The organism is Sinomonas cyclohexanicum, assembly GCF_020886775.1.
Classification (GTDB): domain Bacteria; phylum Actinomycetota; class Actinomycetes; order Actinomycetales; family Micrococcaceae; genus Sinomonas; species Sinomonas cyclohexanicum.
Genome location: NZ_AP024525.1, coordinates 435681 through 451468, shown reverse-complemented (window position 1 = coordinate 451468; position 15788 = coordinate 435681). Strand labels below are relative to the sequence as shown.

Genomic DNA, 15788 nt, shown 5'->3' with positions numbered 1-15788 from the left:
AGGTCGTAGACCCCGCAGTGCAGGATCGCGCCGACGAGCTGCTGGCGGCGCAGCGCGGGGTCGATCCCGAGGAGCCGGGCCTAGTCGGGGTTCACGGTCAGCACCGCGAGCTGGCTCGCGAGCTGCGCGCCCGCGGAGTCGCCGGCGAGCACGATCCGCTGCGGGTCGATCCCGAGCTCGGCGGCGTGCTCCACGAGATAGGCGAGGGCGGCGTTGAGCGTGCGCACGGCGCCCGGGTACCCGGTCTCGGGGGCGATCGGGTACCCGAGGCCCACGGCGATGTAGCCGTGGGAGGCGAGGATGCGCAGGTAGGGCGCCACGTCTTCCTTCCCTCCCGAGATCCACGCGCCGCCGTGGACCCAGACGACCGCCGGCCGCGGCGCGCCGTCGTGCGCACTGTCCCGCTCGCGGCTGCTCGCCGCGCCGGGACCGAAGACGTCCAGTGTCGCCGCCGGCCGGTCCGGCGCGAAGGCGAGGTCGAGCTGCTCGGACCGCGGCGCGTCCGGGACGTACGGGCGCATCTCCCGGACCGTGGCCTCGGCGCCCTTCGTAAAGACCCTGCGGATGAGCCGCGCCGCGGGCACTGGGCTGTGCAAGGCGAGCAGCCCCGCCGCCCCCATGGACACGCCGGCCGAGACCGCCGCCCTGGCTGCCTTCCGCAGCAGCGGGTCGCGGCCCTGCGCCGACCCCGATAGCCCGGTCCCTGACGTCATCCCTGCCCCCGTCCGTGCACGGCCCGTGCCGGTGACGGCCGCACTGGCACCATGCTAGGCGGCCACCCGGTCCCGCGCCCGGGCGCACGACGGCGCGCGCTCACCCCGGCGCGGCGCTCACCCCGGCGCGGCCCTCAACCCCCGCCCTCGATGAGCCCCACGATGTGCTCCGCGATGGCCATCGAGCTCGTGGCGCCGGGAGAGGGCGCGTTGCGGACGTGGGTGATCCGGCCGCGGCGCTGGATCGCGAAGTCGTCCACGAGCGTCCCGTCGCGGCGCATCGCCTGCGCCCGGACGCCGCGCGAGGCCGCGACCGTGCGGGCGCCCTCGAGCGCGGGCACGTACCTCCGGGCCTCCGCGACGAACCGCTTCGCAGAGAGGACGGTGCGGATCTCGCGGGCCGCCGTGGGCAGGTTCCGGCGCGCGAACCTCCAGAACCCCACGTACGCCGCGGTCGCGGCGGCGTCGCGGCGGTTCAGCGCAAGCCCGCGATAGCCCTCGCGCGCGAGCGAGAGGAACGCGTTGGGGCCGATCGTCATCTCCCCGTCCACGCGCTTGGTCAGGTGGACCCCGAGAAACGGGTACCGCGGGTCCGGAACCGGGTACACGAGGCCGGCCACCACGTCGCGGTAGGCGGAATCGAGGACGTAGTACTGGCCGAAGAACGGCACGATGGCGGGGTCCGGATCCTCGCCCGAGCGCCGGCGACCCGGTCCGACTGGAGCCCCGCACACGCCACGACCGCGCCGAAGCGCTCGAGGCCACCGGCCGTCTCGACCTCGGCAGCGGCGCCCGCGTCCGCGACCCGGAGGACCTCGGCGCCGAACCGGACGGCCCCGCCCGCCGCGACGACGTCCTCGAGGAGCGCCTCGGTGACCCGGGCATAGTCCACAATCGCGGTCTCGGGCGAGTACAGCGCGCGTCGGCCCACGGCGTTCGGCTCGATCTCGGCCAGTTCCTGGGGCCCGACCATCCGCACGCCCGGCACCCCGTTGGCCACGGCCCGCCCGAAGATCCCCTCGAGCCGGCCCTCCTCCGCCGCGTCGAGCGCCACGACGACCTTCCCGCAGGCCTCGTACGGCAGCCCCCGCTCCTCGCACAGCTCGCGGATCAGGCCCGCGCCGCGGCGGCACAGGCGCGCCTTGAGCCCGCCCGGCTCGTAGTACAGGCCCGCGTGGACCACGCCCGAGTTGTGGCCCGTCTGGTGTGCGGCCGCCCGGCCCTCCTTCTCGAACACCGTGACAGCGGCGTCCGGGTGCCTGCGGGTCAGCTCGCGTGCGACGGCCGCGCCGATGATCCCGGCCCCGACGACGGCGAATGACTGGCTCCCGGGCACCGTTCCCTCCTGCTCTCCCTCAACCACCACCCTAGGCGAGGCCACCGACATCGGCGGGCGGGCGGCGTCGTGCGCCTATCATGTGCCTAAACCCGTCCGATGCGCCCGAGGAGGCCAGTGAACACGCCCCTGACACCCGCCGAGGTGTACCACGCCACGCCCGACGCCGAGGAGGCCGCGCCCGAGGCGTACGAGGTCACCTCCGCAGCGGCGGGGCGCCGCCTCGCCGACCGGGAGGACGTGGTCCGGCACAAGAAGCGCGGCTACGCGCTCATCAACACGACGCTGACGCCGCACGAGGCGATGGTCGAGGACCTGCTGTTCGTCCGGGACGTCCTCGACCGCGCCGAGGTCCCGTACCTCCTGGTGCGCGGCAACGACGCGCGGCCCGTGATCGCCGTCGACTGGGAATTCCGCAAGGACCTGCGGCGCGCCCTCGTCGAGGCGTGCCAGGACGAGCCGTTCTACTCACTGACCGTCGACGCGCGGAAGGACCGCGCGCTTCTCGTCGCGGACGGCAGGCTCGCCGAGTCCGGCCAGGCGCGCATGTTCCGCCTGTACCGCCCCCGGCTCGAGCCGAACGGCGGACTCCTGTACGGGCGGGACACCGGCGTGCAGGTCGAGCTGTGGAAGTGGGAGGGCGACCTCCTGCACCTTCCGATCGAGAACTCGCTCACCCGGCGCACGCTGCCCCGGAACGAGGCCGCGCGCGGGACGGTCGAGCGGTTTGGCCGCACGTGGCCGACGATCGAGAACATGTTCGCCGACCACGCGACGGACATCGACTTCGAGATCGACATCGTGTTCTCGTGGGTGGACGGCTCCGATTCCGAGCTCCGCGCGTACCGCGCATCCTTCCTTCCCGGGGTGGTGCTCGGCGAGGGCGACGACGCCGAGGCCCGCTACCGGCAGATCAACGAGCTCAAGTACGCCCTGCGCAGCGTCCACATGTTCGCCCCGTGGATCAACCGGATCTTCATCTGCACCGACTCGAAGGTGCCCGAGTGGCTTGACGACTCGCACGAGCGGATCATGATCGTGCGGGCCGCGGACCACTACAAGGACCCGTCCGTCCTACCGGTCTTCAACTCGCAGGCCATCGAGTCCCAGCTGCAGCACATCGATGGGCTCTCGGAGTACTTCCTCTACTCGAACGATGACATGTTCCTCGGCCGGCCCCTCGGCCCGGACATGTTCTTCTCCCCCGGCGGGATCACGAAGTTCATCGAGGCGTCCACCCGGATCGGGCTGGGCGACAACCACCTCGACCGGTCCGGCCACGAGAACGCGGCGAGGGTGAACCGGCGGCTCCTGTATGAGCGGTTCGGCCGGATCACCACGAGGCACCTCGAGCACACGGCCGCGCCCCTGCGGAAGTCGGTCCTGCTCGAGATGGAGGCCGAGTTCCCGGAGGAGTTCGCCCGGACCGCCGCCGCGCGCTTCCGCACGTGGGACAGCATCTCGGTGACGAACTCCTTCTACCACTACTACGCGCTCCTGACAGGGCGCGCCGTGACGAAGGTCGGGGCGCGGGTCCAGTACGTGGACACGACCGTCCGCTCGGGCCTCGACGCACTCGCCAAGCTGCTCAAGAAGCGCAACCAGGACTTCTTCTGCCTCAATGACGGCTCGTTCCCCGAGGTCTCCGCCCAGGAGCGGCAGGAGCGCGTGACCGACTTCCTCGAGAAGTACTTCCCGATCCCGGCGCCCTGGGAGCGCTGACCCCCACACGCGGGGAGGTCAGCCGCGGTCGGCGGCCACCCCGCGGACGGGGCGCGTGCCGTCGTCCGCGGGGAAGGCGACGCCCGCGGCGGCGAGCTCGCGTGCGACGTCGGCCCCGCTCACCGGGCGCCCGAACGCCGCGCCGCCCGCAGCGGGCACCACGGAGTGCACCACCGAGTCCGCGTACACGTGCACGAGGTTGTACGCCTGCGCGGCGTCGCGCCCGCGGGTGGGCCGGAACCCGGACGCGGGGTCCACGGCGCCGGCGAGGTCCTGCGTGTAGCAGGTGGCCGACGCGACGGACACGGGGATGCCGGCGAACGTCCCCGACGTCGAGTAGTGCAGGTGCCCGGCGAGGATCGCACGGACGTCGGTCCCGCGGAGCACGTCGGCGAGCGCCGCCTGCCCGCGCAGCTCGACAAGCACCGCGAGTTCCTGGACGCACGGCACGGGCGGGTGGTGCATCGCGAGGATCGTGCCATCCGGCGCGGGGACCGTGAGCTCTTCGCCGAGCCAGTCGAGCTGCGCGGCCGTGAGCGCGCCGTGGTGGAAGCCCGGCACGCTCGTGTCCAGCACCACCACGCGGAGCCCGTTGACCCAGTGGACCCGGTCGAGCGGCGCTGAGGACGGCTCCTCGCCGAGCAGGTGCTCGCGCAGCGCGGCGCGCGAGTCGTGGTTGCCCATCGCCCAGATGAGGCGTGAGCCGAGCGCCTCGGCCGCTGGCTCGGCGATCGCCTTGAGGCGCGCGTACGCGCCGGGCTCGCCCCGGTCCGCGAGGTCCCCGGTGACGATGATCGCCTCGGGCGACCCGCCGGCGTCGTGCATCTGGGCGAACAGCCGCCGCACGCGCGCCTCGGAGTCGAGGGTCCCCGCGAGGAGCCCCTCGCTGACCAGGTGCGTGTCGCTGACGTGGAGGAGGAAGTGGCGCGGCCGAGGATGCTCGGCCGGGATGGTGGCCATGGGGCGCCTTCCGTCGTCTCGAATCGTCCCCCCAGTGCACACATCCAAGGCATCCGGTGGCTGAATGTCCAGTTAACACGCAGAGAACCACCGAACCCGCCAGCCGCACACAGACGGACGACGGCGGAACGTGGGTTCGCCGTCGTCCGCCCTTGCGCTGTGGTTGATACAGCGCTGTGAGTCCGGTCAGGCCTCTGGCTGCGAGTGCTTGGCGACGGTGTCCGCGTCCGAGCCCAAGCCGGCCCCGGCCTGCTCGTGGCGGGCGCGGATCTCGGCGACGATCTTGGCGTGGCGCGCATCCGTGAGCTCGTAGAAGAACATGATGACGCCGGCGGCCGCGCCGAGGACGGCGGGGATGAGGCCGGCGGCGGCCTGGATGCCGGTGACGGCCCCCGCGGTCTGGGCGACGGCGTGGCCGTCGTAGCCGGCAATGCCGATCACGTAGGCAGCGAGCGCGCCGCCGATCGCCTGGCCGGTCTTCCGGGTGAACGAGAAGAGCGAGTAGATGATGCCCTCCGAGCGGACGCCCGTCTTCCACTCGCCGTACTCGACCGTGTCCGCCTCGAGCGCCCACACGACGATGCTGACGCCGGCGATCCCGCCCAGTCCGATCGTGAAGCCGATGAAGGCGAGCCAGACGATCGTGGTCGGCACGAACATGACCAGGAGGCCGCCCACGACCCCGACCCCGATGAACGCCATGTAGACGGCCCGCTTGCCGAACCGGGTCACAAGGGTGGGGACCCAGGCGCTCAGGACGAGGGTGAGGACCAGCTGGACGATCGAGAGGACCGGGACGAGGCTCAGGGCGTGCAGCGCGTCACGGAAGTAGTAGACCTGCACGGTGGACATGGACAGGTAGCCGGAGAGGAACAGGAGCGAGGAGAGGCAGAGCATGAGCAGCGGCCTGTTGCCCTTCAGCGTCCGCATGCTCTGCCGGAAGGAGACCTTGGGCACGTCTCGCTGAACCGTCTCGCGGGTCGTGAAGAACGTGAACAGGTACAGCGCGACGCCGAGCACCATGAAGACGAGCGTCACGGTGGTGAAGACCGGCTGCAGGTCCGTCCCGGCCTTGAGCAGCGGCGCGACGAAGATGCCGAGCGCGGAGCCGACGAGCAGCGAGCCGACCGTGCGGGCCGAGGCGAGCTTGGCGCGGTCCTTGGGGTTCTGGGTCATGGCCGAGGCCATCGAGCCGTACGGGATGTTCACGAGCGAGTAGGCGAGGCCGAGCGCGGCGTAGACGATGTAGGCGTAGGCGAGCTTGCCGCCCTCACCGATCTGGGGGACGTGGAAGTTCAGGAACGTCAGCACCATGAGCGGCAGGGAACCGAACAGGATGAACGGCCGGAACTTGCCCCAGCGCTTCGTGTTGGTCCGGTCCACCATGCGTCCGGCGAACAGGTCCGAGAACGCGTCGAACAGCCGCACCACGAGGAAGAGCGTTCCGGCCGCGGCGGCCGGGATGCCCGCGACGTCCGTGTAGTAGACGAGCAGGAACATCGCGGTCGTGGTGAACGCGAGGTTGTTCGCGGCGTCGCCCGCGCCGTAGCCGACGAGGCTCTTGAGGGGGAGCTTGTGGTGCGTGGTCGTGCTCATGCCTGAGGCTTCCTGTTCTCGAGCTGGCTCCAGCGCTTCCGCAGCGTGAAGGCAGCGGCCTTGGGGCGGCGGTCGCGAGTGAAGGCGCCCTTCTTGTTCCCGTCCACGCGCATGATCCCGTTGGACGTGGCGAAGTCGGCGAAGTTCCACACGTGCTCGCCCACCATGGCCGGGACACGGTCGAACACGCGGTGGTACATGTCGAGGAACTCCGCCTGGTACTCTTCGCTCCACGGCTGGGCGTAGAGGGAGTGGAAGCCGGCGAGCGTGTCAGCGCCGTACTCGGTCATGATCATGGGCGTGCCGAGCTTCTCGGTCCAGGCGTTCAGCTCCGCCTCGAGGGCCTTCTCCGCCGAGGCGAGGTCGCCGGTGTTGAGGTACCAGCCGTAGTAGCGGTTGAGCATGATGACGTCGAACAGGTCCGTGATGGTGTCCTTGTCCGGGCCGTCGAACATGACGTTGACGAATCCGACCGGGCGGGTCGGATCGAGCTCCCGGGCCAGTGCGGCGAGCGGCTCGAAGTACCCCCGCGCGCCGTCCTCGGAGGACTGCGGCTCGTTCGCGATGGACCAGATCACCACGGACGGGTGGTTCTTGTCCCGGGCGATGAGCTCCTCGATGACCTGCCGGTGTGAGGCCGCCGTGGCGTCGCTGACGAAGTCGGGCCCATAGGTCTTCTTCGCACCGGTGCCGAAGAACCCGGCGAAGTCCGCGTTGAGGCCCACGGCCGGGGTCTCATCGATGACCACGATTCCGTGCCGGTCCGCGTAGTCCATGACGTCCTCGGAGTACGGGTAGTGCGAGGTGCGGAACGAGTTCGCCCCGATCCAGTCCAGGAGCGCGAAGTCGTTGACCATGTGCGCGTGGGAGTGTCCCTTGCCGATGGTCGTGTGGTCCTCGTGCATGCCGAATCCGGTGAAGTAGAACGGCTCGCCGTTGATGAGGAACTCGGCGCCGCGCACCTCGACGGTGCGGACGCCGAAAGCCTGCGTGTAGGAATCGACGACCTGCCCCTCGAGGTCCAGCACCTCCGCGACGAGCGAGTAGAGGTAGCCCTTGCCGGGCTGCCAGAGCACGACGTCGGGGATCGCCACCGTGCCCGAGAGCCCTTCCGCGGTGCCCACCTGCCGGCCTTCGGCGTCGAGGATCCGCACGCGGACGGGCCGGGGCTCGCCGGTCTCGCCGGCCACGACGACCGCATAGTCCACGCTCCCTGTGGCGCCGGCGCCTGGAGCTCCCTCGAACGCGGTCGTGACCGTGATGTCCTCGACGTGGACGGCGGGGGTGCTGTAGAGGAGCACGCTGCGGTGCAGGCCGGCGTAGTTGTAGAAGTCGTGCATGTAGGTCTGCGTGCGGCGTCCGTCCTCGCCGACCGTGATGCTGCCCGGCGGGATCGTGGCCTGGGTGAGCTCGTTGTTCACCGCGACCGTGAGCCGGAACGTGGTGCCGGCGGTGACGTGCTCGGTGATGTCCGCCTCGAACGGGGTGTAGCCGCCCTGGTGCTCGGCCACGAGGGCGCCGTCCACGAAGGCCTTGGCGCCGTGGGTGGCGGACTCGAAGCGGAGCCAGACGCGCTCGCCGGCCCAGCCGCGGGGGACGCGCACCTGGCGCTGGTACCAGACCCATCCGACGTGGTCGCGGAGCGCGTTGTCGGGGAAGACGTCGTTGTAGCTGGCCGGCACGCCCATCTCGAGGCCCGTCCCGAGGGGGCCGTTCTGCCAGCCCTCGCTCAGCCCGGTGTTCTCCGCGTCGACCTTGAAGGCATAGAGGCCATCGAGGTTCACGAGTTCGCGGGTGGGTCCGTCCTGGGGCCTGAGCATGTGCACATCCTTGGGCAAGTGGTCGAGTGATCGGCTTCACGTCCAGAGTAGGAGTCCATGGAAACATGCGGCAATCGTTTGCCAATTCTTGCCAACTATTCCGTCCCTCACAGCGGCGGACGCCGCATCAGGAAGCGTCCTGATGCGGCGTCCGCCAGAAGGGATGGACCACGGAGGCGAGGTCAGGCGCAGAGCCACTCCGCGGCGTCGTGCGCGATCTCCTCCGGCGAACGGGCGATGTCGAAGACCTTGCCGCGCTCGTCGGGCTGCAGGGCCTCGAGCGTGGCGAGCTGCGAGTCCAGGAGGGAGACCGGCATGAAGTGCCCGGGCCGGGCGGCCATGCGCTCGGCGAGCAGTTCCCGCGTGCCGTGCAGGTGCACGAACGCGGTGTCCGGGGCCGCCTCGCGGATGATGTCCCGGTAGGCGCGCTTGAGGGCGCTGCACCCGATCACCATCGTCCCCTCGGCCGCGGCCATCGCCTGGCCGACGGCGCGCAGCCACGGCTCGCGGTCGGCGTCATCCAGCGGGGTGCCCGCGGCCATCTTCGCCACGTTGGCCGCGGGGTGCAGGTCGTCCCCGTCGAGGAACTCCCCGCCGAGCTCCTGGGCGAGGAGCCGGCCCACGGTGCTCTTGCCGCACCCCGAGACGCCCATCGCGATGACGTGGTGCACACTCACCAGTCGTGCACCGTGCCGTCGATGAGGCGGTTGTACGGCAGGTACGCCTGCTGGTACGGGAAGGAGTTGGCCGCCTCCTCGTTGAACTCGACTCCCAGGCCCGGCTTGTCGCCCGGGTGCAGGTAGCCGTCGATGAACGTCATCGACTGCTCGAACACGGTGTTCGTCCTGTCCGAGTGCTGCATGTACTCCTGGATGCCGTAGTTGTGGATCGCCAGGCCCACGTGCAGCTGCGCGGCGAAGCCCACCGGGGAGATGTCCGTCGGCCCGTGGAAGCCCGACTTGATCTGGTACTGCGCCGCGAAGTCCATGACCTTCTTCAGCGGCGAGATGCCGCCGAAGTGGGTCGAAGCTGCACGAACGTAGTCGATCAGCTGCTCCTTGATGAGCGTCTGGAAATCGTACACAGTGTTGAAGATCTCGCCGATGGCCAGCGGGGTGGTCGTGTGTTGGCGGACCAGGCGCAGGCCCTCCTGGTTCTCGGCCGGGGTGCAGTCCTCGAGCCAGAACAGGTCGTACGGCTCGAGGGCCTTGCCGAGCTTGGCGGCCTGGAGCGGGGTCATGCGGTGGTGGCCGTCGTGGAGGAGCGGGATCTCGGGCCCGAACTCGTTGCGCACGGCCTCGAACACGGTGGGGATGTGGCGCAGGTACGCGCGGGTGTCCCAGTCCTCCTCCTGCGGGAACGCCCCGCGGCCGGCGGGCTCGTAGTCGTAGCGCTCGCCCGAGGCCTGGGTCTGGGCTGCGACCCCGTAGACGGCCTTGATGCCTGGGATCGCGCTCTGGACGCGGATCGACTTGTAGCCCTTCTCGAGGTGCTCGCGGATCGAGTCGAAGAGCGAGGGGAGGTCGGTGCCGGACGCGTGGCCGTAGGCCCGCAGGCCCCGGCGGGACGCGCCGCCGAGCAGCTGGTAGACCGGGAGCCCGGCGACCTTGCCCTTGATGTCCCACAGCGCCATGTCCACCGCGGCGATCGAGGCCATCGTGACCGGGCCGCGGCGCCAGTAGGCCGAGCGGTAGAGGAACTGCCACGTGTCCTCGATCCGGTGCGGGTCGCGGCCGATGAGCAGCTGGGCGACGTGCTCCTTCAGGTACGCGGCCACGGCCAGCTCACGGCCGTTGAGGGTCGCATCGCCGATGCCGGTGATCCCCTCGTCCGTGGTGATCTTCAGGGTCACGAAGTTGCGGGTCGGGCTCGTCACGAAGACTTCGGCGGAGACGATCTTCATCGTCGCTTCCTTTCAATCCAAGGGGTACAGCGCGCGGTGTCAGTTGAAGCCTAATCGGGGGCCCCGCACGATGGCAATCGTTTGCCGCAATTTGCCATAAGCAGGGCCTATTCCCGCGCCAGCGTCCCGCGGAGGGAGTGGAGCCGGTCGACGACGGTCGGATCGCCTGCGAGGTCCGGCGAGACGAGCTTCGCGAGGGCCGCTGTCCGTTCGCGCCCCTCGAGGGAGGCTGCAGCGAGGACCCGCTCCTTGAGTGGGTCCTGGAAGTCGCCCGCGCCGTCCGAGGACACGAAGTCCATCCACACCGCGATCATCCGGGCCGCGGCCACCCCGGTCCGGCCGTCCCCCATCTCCGCGGACAGCACCGGGACGGCGCGCATCCGCAGCTTCGTGGTGCCGTCGGCCGCGATCTGCGCGAGGTGGTGGGCGATCCGCGGATTGGAGAACCGCTCGATGAGGGCCTCGCGGTACGCGGGCACCCCCAGCTCCGGCAGCGTCAGGTGGCGGGCGGCCTCGTCCCAGAACGCCTCGACGGCCTCCCGGCACGCCGGGTCCGCGATCGCCTCGGCCACGGTCCTGTGGCCGCGCAACTGCCCCGCGTAGGCCAGGAGGGAGTGGGCGCCGTTGAGGAGCCACAGCTTGCGGTTCTCGAAGGGCTCGATATCGGCCACGAACTGCGCACCGGCATCCTCCCAGCGGGGGCGGCCGGCCGGGAACTCGCCTGCGAGGATCCAGTTGGCGAACGGCTCGGCCACCACCGGGGCCTCGTCCCTGTACCCGCATTCGGCGGCGACGAGGGCGACGTCCTCCGGCGTCGTGCGCGGCGTGATGCGGTCCACCGAGGTGCCCACGAAGCGCACGTTCTCGCGGATCCACTCTGCGAGTCCGGAACCGCCGGAACCAGAGTCGAGCCCCTCGGCGATCGCCAGCACGGCCCTCCTCGCCACCTCGCCGTTCCCTGCCACGTTGTCGCAGCTCACGACGGCGATCGGGCCGCCCTGGGCTGCCCGGCGCACCGCGAGGGCGCGGACGAGGCGCCCGAGGGGGGAATCGGCGTCGTGCTTCTCGTAGACCGCCTCGGTGACCGTCAGCGTGACGATCGAGGTGGACGCCGCCGAGACGAGACCATTGAGATGGGCGGTGTCCGCGCCGTCAACTGCCTCGGCAATCGAGCCGACCACCTCGAAGTGGTCGCCGTCCGGGCCGCGCTCCACGAGGGTGAAGAGGCCGTCCTGCGCCGCGAGGGTGATGGCCGCACCGGGCCGCCGGCCGGTGAAGGACGCGATCCCCCACTCGCCGGCGTCCGGCGCATGGGCCGTGAACCAGGCCTGGTGCGAGCGGTGGAACGCGCCGAGCCCGAGGTGGACGATCCGCACGGGCGGTGCGGGCGCGCCCTTGCGACCGAGGAGCGGGATCTCAGTGGTGGTGCGTGTGGTGGCCACGGTGTCCCTCCTAGAGCTTGAAGACGCGGCGCGGGGACCCGTCGACCAGGTCGACGATGATCTCGTGCGCCCGGGCCTCGGTCACGCGGTGCTCGGCGACGAGCCGCGCCAGGAAGCTCGCCTCGACACGGCGCGACGCGTCGTGGCGGGCGGGGATCGAGCAGAACGCCCGCGTGTCGTCGATGAAGCCGGAGGTGCGGGTGAAGCCCGTCGTCTCGGTCACGGCCGAGCGGAACCGCAGCATCGCGTCTGGCGCGTCGAGGAACCACCACGGAGCACCGATGTACACCGAGGGGTAGAAGCCCGCGAGGGGGGCGAGCTCGCGGGAGAACACCGTCTCATCGAGCGTGAACAGGACGAGGTGGAAGCCGCGTGCGGTGCCGAAGTCCTCGAGCAGGGGCCGGATACCGGCCGTGTAGTCGATCGCGAACGGGATGTCGTGGCCGGTGTCCGCGCCGTACTCGGCGAACGTGGGGGCGTGATGGTTGCGGTACGACCCCGGGTGGATCGTCATGACGAGGCCGTCCTCGACGCTCATGCGCGCCATCTCGACCATCATGTGGCCCTCGAACGCGTCGCGGTCCGCGGCCGTCGCCTCGCCGCGGCGGGCCTTCTCGAAGAGCGCCTCGGCCTCCGCGCGCTCGAGCTTGAGCGTGAGCGGCGTGCGCACGCCGTGGTCCGCCGAGACGGCGCCGTGCTCCACGAAGTACTGGCGGCGGTTCTCGAGGCCGCGCAGGTAGCCCGTGTAGCCGGCCGCGCCGTCGCCCGCCTCCGCCGTGATCCGGTCCACGCGCCGGCTCCACTCGGGGTGGGCCACGTTGATGTACGGGTCGGGGCGGAAGGTGGGCAGGACGCGGCCCGCGAACGTCGGGTCCGCGGCGAGGCGGGCGTGCGCCTCGAGGGAGTCGAGCGGGTCGTCGGTCGTGGCGAGGACCTCGATGCCGAAGTCCTTGAACAGCTGCCGCGGCCGGAAGCCCGGCTCGGCGAGCTTCGCGGAGATCGCGTCGTACACGGCGTCCGCGTTGTCAGCGCCGAGGGCGTCGACCACGTCCCCGGGCAGGCCGAAGACGTGCTCGAACGAGCTCCTCAGCCAGTACCCCGAGGCTGTGCCGTCGAACAGAGGCCAGGCCTCGGCGAAGTTCCGCCACGCGGTCCGGGAGTCCACCGCCGTCGTGCCAGCGACCCGCAGCTGGTCGAGCTCCACGCCGCTGGCATGGATGAGTCGGGTCACGTAGTGGTCCGGACTCACGATGAGCGCGGTCGGGTCGGGGAACGGCGTGTCGTCCGCGATCCACTCCGCCGGCACGTGGCCGTGCGGGGAGATGATCGGCAGGTCCTCGACGTCGGCGAGCAGCTCCCGCGCGATCTGGCGGGTCCCGGGGTCGGCCGGCAGGAGTCGGTCAGGGTTGGCGGCGATGGAGTCAGTCACTGGGGTCTCTTCTCTTCTCTGGCACTCGAGGCTGTCTGGGGCGCGGGCGGCGCACGACGGCGGCCCGGCCGGCTCAGCTGGCCTCGACGCCTGCCGTCTCGAGCACCTTGGCGAACGCGCGCGCGGCCACGCCGAACGCGTAGGGACCGCTGAACCCGCCCAGCTCGAACGCGTCCGCGAGGTGCGGCTCGAGCGAGACGAAGCCCGAGTAGCCGCTGTCACGGAAGCCCTCGACGGTGGCGAGCAGCTCGCCGTCGCCCTCGCCGGACGGCACCACGCGGCCGCTCTCCGCAAGCGCGTCCTTGACCTGGACGTACACGGTGTGGGGGCGCAGCATCTCGAACGCGTCCGTGAACGGCTTGACGCCCACCTGGACGAAGTTGGCGTTGTCCCACGCGAGCTTGAGGGCGGGCGAGCCCACGGACTCGACGATGTCCAGCACGCGGGACGGGATGTCGCCGAAGATGTCCTTCTCGTTCTCGTGCACGAGCACGACGCCGGTGCCCTCCGCGCGCTTCGCGAGCGCCGTCATGCGCTCGAGAACCGCGTCCCGCGCCTCCTGAGGCGTCTTGCCCTCGTAGTAGAACGAGAAGATGCGGATATACGGGGCCCCGAGGACCTCGGCGGCGCGCAGGGCACGGCCGAGCCGCTCGACCTCGTGCTCGACCGGCAGGTCAACATCCACCTTCCCGATCGGCGACGCGATCGCGGAGACCTTGAGCCCGGCCTCGTCGAGGATCTTCTTCAGCTCGGCGAGCTGCTCCTCGGACAGGTCCACGATGTTGGTCCCCCACGCGCTGCGGACCTCGATGTACCCGGCCCCGAGCGCCCGCATCACGGCCGCCTGGATGCGCGGGTCCGCATCGATCTCGTCACCGAACCCGGACAGGTCCCATCTGATGTCAGACACGGTTTTACTTCACTCCCCCGGCGGTCAGGCCGCCCACTAGATACTTCTGGAAGAACAGGTAGAGGATCACGACCGGAGCGGCACACACGAGGGAGGCCGCCATCATCTGGCCGTAGAACGGAATGGCGCCGCCCTCGGTCCCGGTCGCGAAGATCTGCAGCGCGACGGCCGCGGTCTGGGTGTCCGGACGGGTCATGACGGATGCGAACAGCACATCGTTCCAGCCGAGCAGGAACGCGAAGATGCCGGAGACGATGATCCCGGGCCAGCTCAGCGGCAGGATGATCTTCGTCAGGATCCCCAGGCTCGAGGCGCCGTCGATCCTCGCCGCCTCCTCGAGCTCCTTGGGCAGGCCGCGCAGGTACGTGACCATGACCCAGGTCGAAAACGGCAGCGCGAACGTCAGGTAGGTCAGGATGAGGCCCCAGCGAGTGCCGATCACCGTGATCCCGAGGTACGTCGCGGCCGAGGAGAAGAGGACGAATACCGGCAGCACGAGCAGGGTGCCTGGCACCGACTGCAGGCCGAGCAGCCCGCGCAGGATCGTGAGACGCCCGCGGAACTGGTAGCGGACCAGCACGTACGCCGTGCCGATGGACAGGGCGGCCGAGATGACCGCCGTCGCGCCCGCCGCGATGATCGAGTTCGTGAGCGCGCTCGCGAGGCCGACACTGGACCAGATCTTCGCGTAGTTCGCGAGCGTGAACTCCGCCGGCCAGAAGTCGCCGCGTGCCACGGAGATGTCCGAGTTGATGCTCGCGAGGAAGATGTACACGAGCGGGGCCAGCACGAACACGCACAGGACCGTGACCACCAGTCCCAGGATCCACGTGGGCAGCAGGCGCGTGACCTCGGTCTGCTGGCGGGAGCCGGGCCGATCGACGATGGGGTTCAAGGTGGCCTTGCTTGCGGCCTGGGACAGGCTCACTTCTTGCCTCCCTGGGACTCGGCGTCGTCGAGCTTGACGGCGCGCAGATAGATGAACAGAGGGATCAGGATCAGGATGAGCGAGACTACGGCCATCGCCGCGCTGAGCCCGAAGCGGAAGCTCTGGAAGCTCGTCACGTAGGTCAGGACGGGCAGGAGCTCGACGTCGTGCGGCGCGGGGATGCCGAACAGCACGAACGGGAGGGTGAAGTTGTTGATGTGGTTCAGCATGCCGATGATGAACGCGAGCGAGACCGGGCCCTTGAGGTATGGGAACACGACGTAGCGCAGCTTGGTCCACCACAGCGCGCCGTCGAGCGCGGCGGCCTCGTGCACCTCGTGGTCCACGGACTGCAGGCCCGCGAGCGCGAGGAGGTAGACGAACGGCCAGGAAGCCCACAGCTGGACGAAGATGAGGGCCCAGTACGTGTTGGGGCCGTTGAGCCAGAGGCCCGGATCGATTCCGAACGCTCCGAGGCCGTGGTCCACGATCCCCTGCGGCTGGAACATGGTGCGCCACACGGTCGCGACGACGAACGAGGGCAGCACGTAGGGAATGAGGAACACGGAGCGCACGACGGCGCGCCCACGGAACGCGTTCTGCGTCGCCACTGCTGCAGCGATCCCGATGGGGAGGGCGAGGACCGTGGCGATGAAGGAGTAGGAGACGCTGAGCCACACCGCGTGGAACAGCTCGGTCTGGGTGACGGCCTCGATGTAGTTGGCGAAGCCGATGAACGGCGCCGCGATCCACTTCCGCAGGGTGTACTGGTCGAGGTCCAGCAGGGACATGAAGATGCCCAGGATGAGCGGGACGATGATGACGATCGTCATCAGCAGGCCACCGGGGATGAGCATCCAGAGGGGGCGGTTGCGTTCGGAGGGGCCGCGGCGGCGCCCGCCCCCCGCGGGGGCGGTCTCGGCGCCGCGGGCGGGCCGGGTGGCCCGGCCGGCCGCTGAGGCGGCAGGCCGGGTCTCCGGCTTCGGGGTGCTTGCAGTACTCATATCAGTCACGTCAATCACGCGGAAT

General features: G+C 70.3%; 14 protein-coding genes. 1 reads left to right on the top strand and 13 read right to left on the bottom strand.

All coding sequences use genetic code 11. The annotated features are described in order from the left end of the window. Positions 1-80: 80 nt before the first annotated feature. The 3 genes from SCMU_RS02215 to SCMU_RS02205 all read right to left on the bottom strand — a co-directional run bounded on the left by SCMU_RS02215 (position 81) and on the right by SCMU_RS02205 (position 2049). Positions 81-713: an alpha/beta hydrolase gene (locus tag SCMU_RS02215; protein ID WP_229231343.1), complete on the bottom strand. Its 633-nt coding sequence runs from the start codon at positions 711-713 to the stop codon at positions 81-83. 134 nt (positions 714-847) lie between these two features. Then, on the bottom strand, positions 848-1384 hold the full coding sequence (locus SCMU_RS02210; protein WP_503660843.1) for an FAD-dependent oxidoreductase: 537 nt from the start codon (positions 1382-1384) through the stop codon (positions 848-850). Continuing rightward, complete coding sequence (locus SCMU_RS02205) at positions 1273-2049, bottom strand: FAD-dependent oxidoreductase (protein WP_229231341.1); 777 nt, start codon at positions 2047-2049, stop codon at positions 1273-1275. The genes SCMU_RS02210 and SCMU_RS02205 overlap by 112 nt, the downstream gene beginning before the upstream one ends. Positions 2050-2148: 99 nt before the next feature. Here SCMU_RS02205 and SCMU_RS02200 point away from each other — a divergent pair, with 99 nt between their 5' ends. Further along, positions 2149-3771: a stealth family protein gene (locus tag SCMU_RS02200; protein WP_371829621.1), complete on the top strand. Its 1623-nt coding sequence runs from the start codon at positions 2149-2151 to the stop codon at positions 3769-3771. A gap of 18 nt (positions 3772-3789) precedes the next feature. Here the strand turns inward: SCMU_RS02200 and SCMU_RS02195 are convergent, their stop codons facing one another. From SCMU_RS02195 to SCMU_RS02150, 10 genes are all read right to left on the bottom strand, one after another. Next, positions 3790-4731 (bottom strand): phosphodiesterase, encoded by a 942-nt coding sequence (locus SCMU_RS02195; RefSeq protein ID WP_229231340.1) that lies wholly within the window; start codon positions 4729-4731, stop codon positions 3790-3792. Positions 4732-4917: 186 nt separating this feature from the next. After that, complete coding sequence (gene uidB / locus SCMU_RS02190; protein WP_229231338.1) at positions 4918-6327, bottom strand: glucuronide transporter; 1410 nt, start codon at positions 6325-6327, stop codon at positions 4918-4920. Further along, the gene (uidA, locus tag SCMU_RS02185; RefSeq protein WP_229231337.1) at positions 6324-8147 is read right to left on the bottom strand and encodes a beta-glucuronidase; all 1824 of its coding nucleotides are present in this window, start codon (positions 8145-8147) and stop codon (positions 6324-6326) included. The genes uidB and uidA overlap by 4 nt, the downstream gene beginning before the upstream one ends. Before the next feature lie 182 nt (positions 8148-8329). Further along, positions 8330-8824 (bottom strand): gluconokinase, encoded by a 495-nt coding sequence (locus SCMU_RS02180; RefSeq protein WP_443020199.1) that lies wholly within the window; start codon positions 8822-8824, stop codon positions 8330-8332. Beyond that, on the bottom strand, positions 8821-10050 hold the full coding sequence (gene manD / locus SCMU_RS02175; RefSeq protein WP_229231335.1) for a D-mannonate dehydratase ManD: 1230 nt from the start codon (positions 10048-10050) through the stop codon (positions 8821-8823). Before manD ends, SCMU_RS02180 begins: the two co-directional genes overlap by 4 nt. Before the next feature lie 107 nt (positions 10051-10157). Further along, on the bottom strand, positions 10158-11492 hold the full coding sequence (locus SCMU_RS02170; RefSeq protein ID WP_229231334.1) for a mannitol dehydrogenase family protein: 1335 nt from the start codon (positions 11490-11492) through the stop codon (positions 10158-10160). A 10-nt stretch (positions 11493-11502) separates the two neighbouring features. Then, positions 11503-12921 carry a glucuronate isomerase gene (gene uxaC / locus SCMU_RS02165; RefSeq protein ID WP_229231333.1) on the bottom strand — a complete coding sequence of 473 codons (1419 nt, stop codon included), beginning with the start codon at positions 12919-12921 and terminating at the stop codon, positions 11503-11505. 73 nt (positions 12922-12994) lie between these two features. Next, positions 12995-13831, bottom strand: coding sequence for a sugar phosphate isomerase/epimerase family protein (locus tag SCMU_RS02160; protein ID WP_229231332.1), 837 nt, complete (start codon positions 13829-13831; stop codon positions 12995-12997). Between the two features lie 4 nt (positions 13832-13835). Beyond that, positions 13836-14759 carry a carbohydrate ABC transporter permease gene (locus tag SCMU_RS02155; RefSeq protein ID WP_229231330.1) on the bottom strand — a complete coding sequence of 308 codons (924 nt, stop codon included), beginning with the start codon at positions 14757-14759 and terminating at the stop codon, positions 13836-13838. Beyond that, positions 14756-15763, bottom strand: coding sequence for a carbohydrate ABC transporter permease (locus SCMU_RS02150; RefSeq protein WP_229231328.1), 1008 nt, complete (start codon positions 15761-15763; stop codon positions 14756-14758). The genes SCMU_RS02155 and SCMU_RS02150 overlap by 4 nt, the downstream gene beginning before the upstream one ends. Positions 15764-15788: the final 25 nt, after the last annotated feature.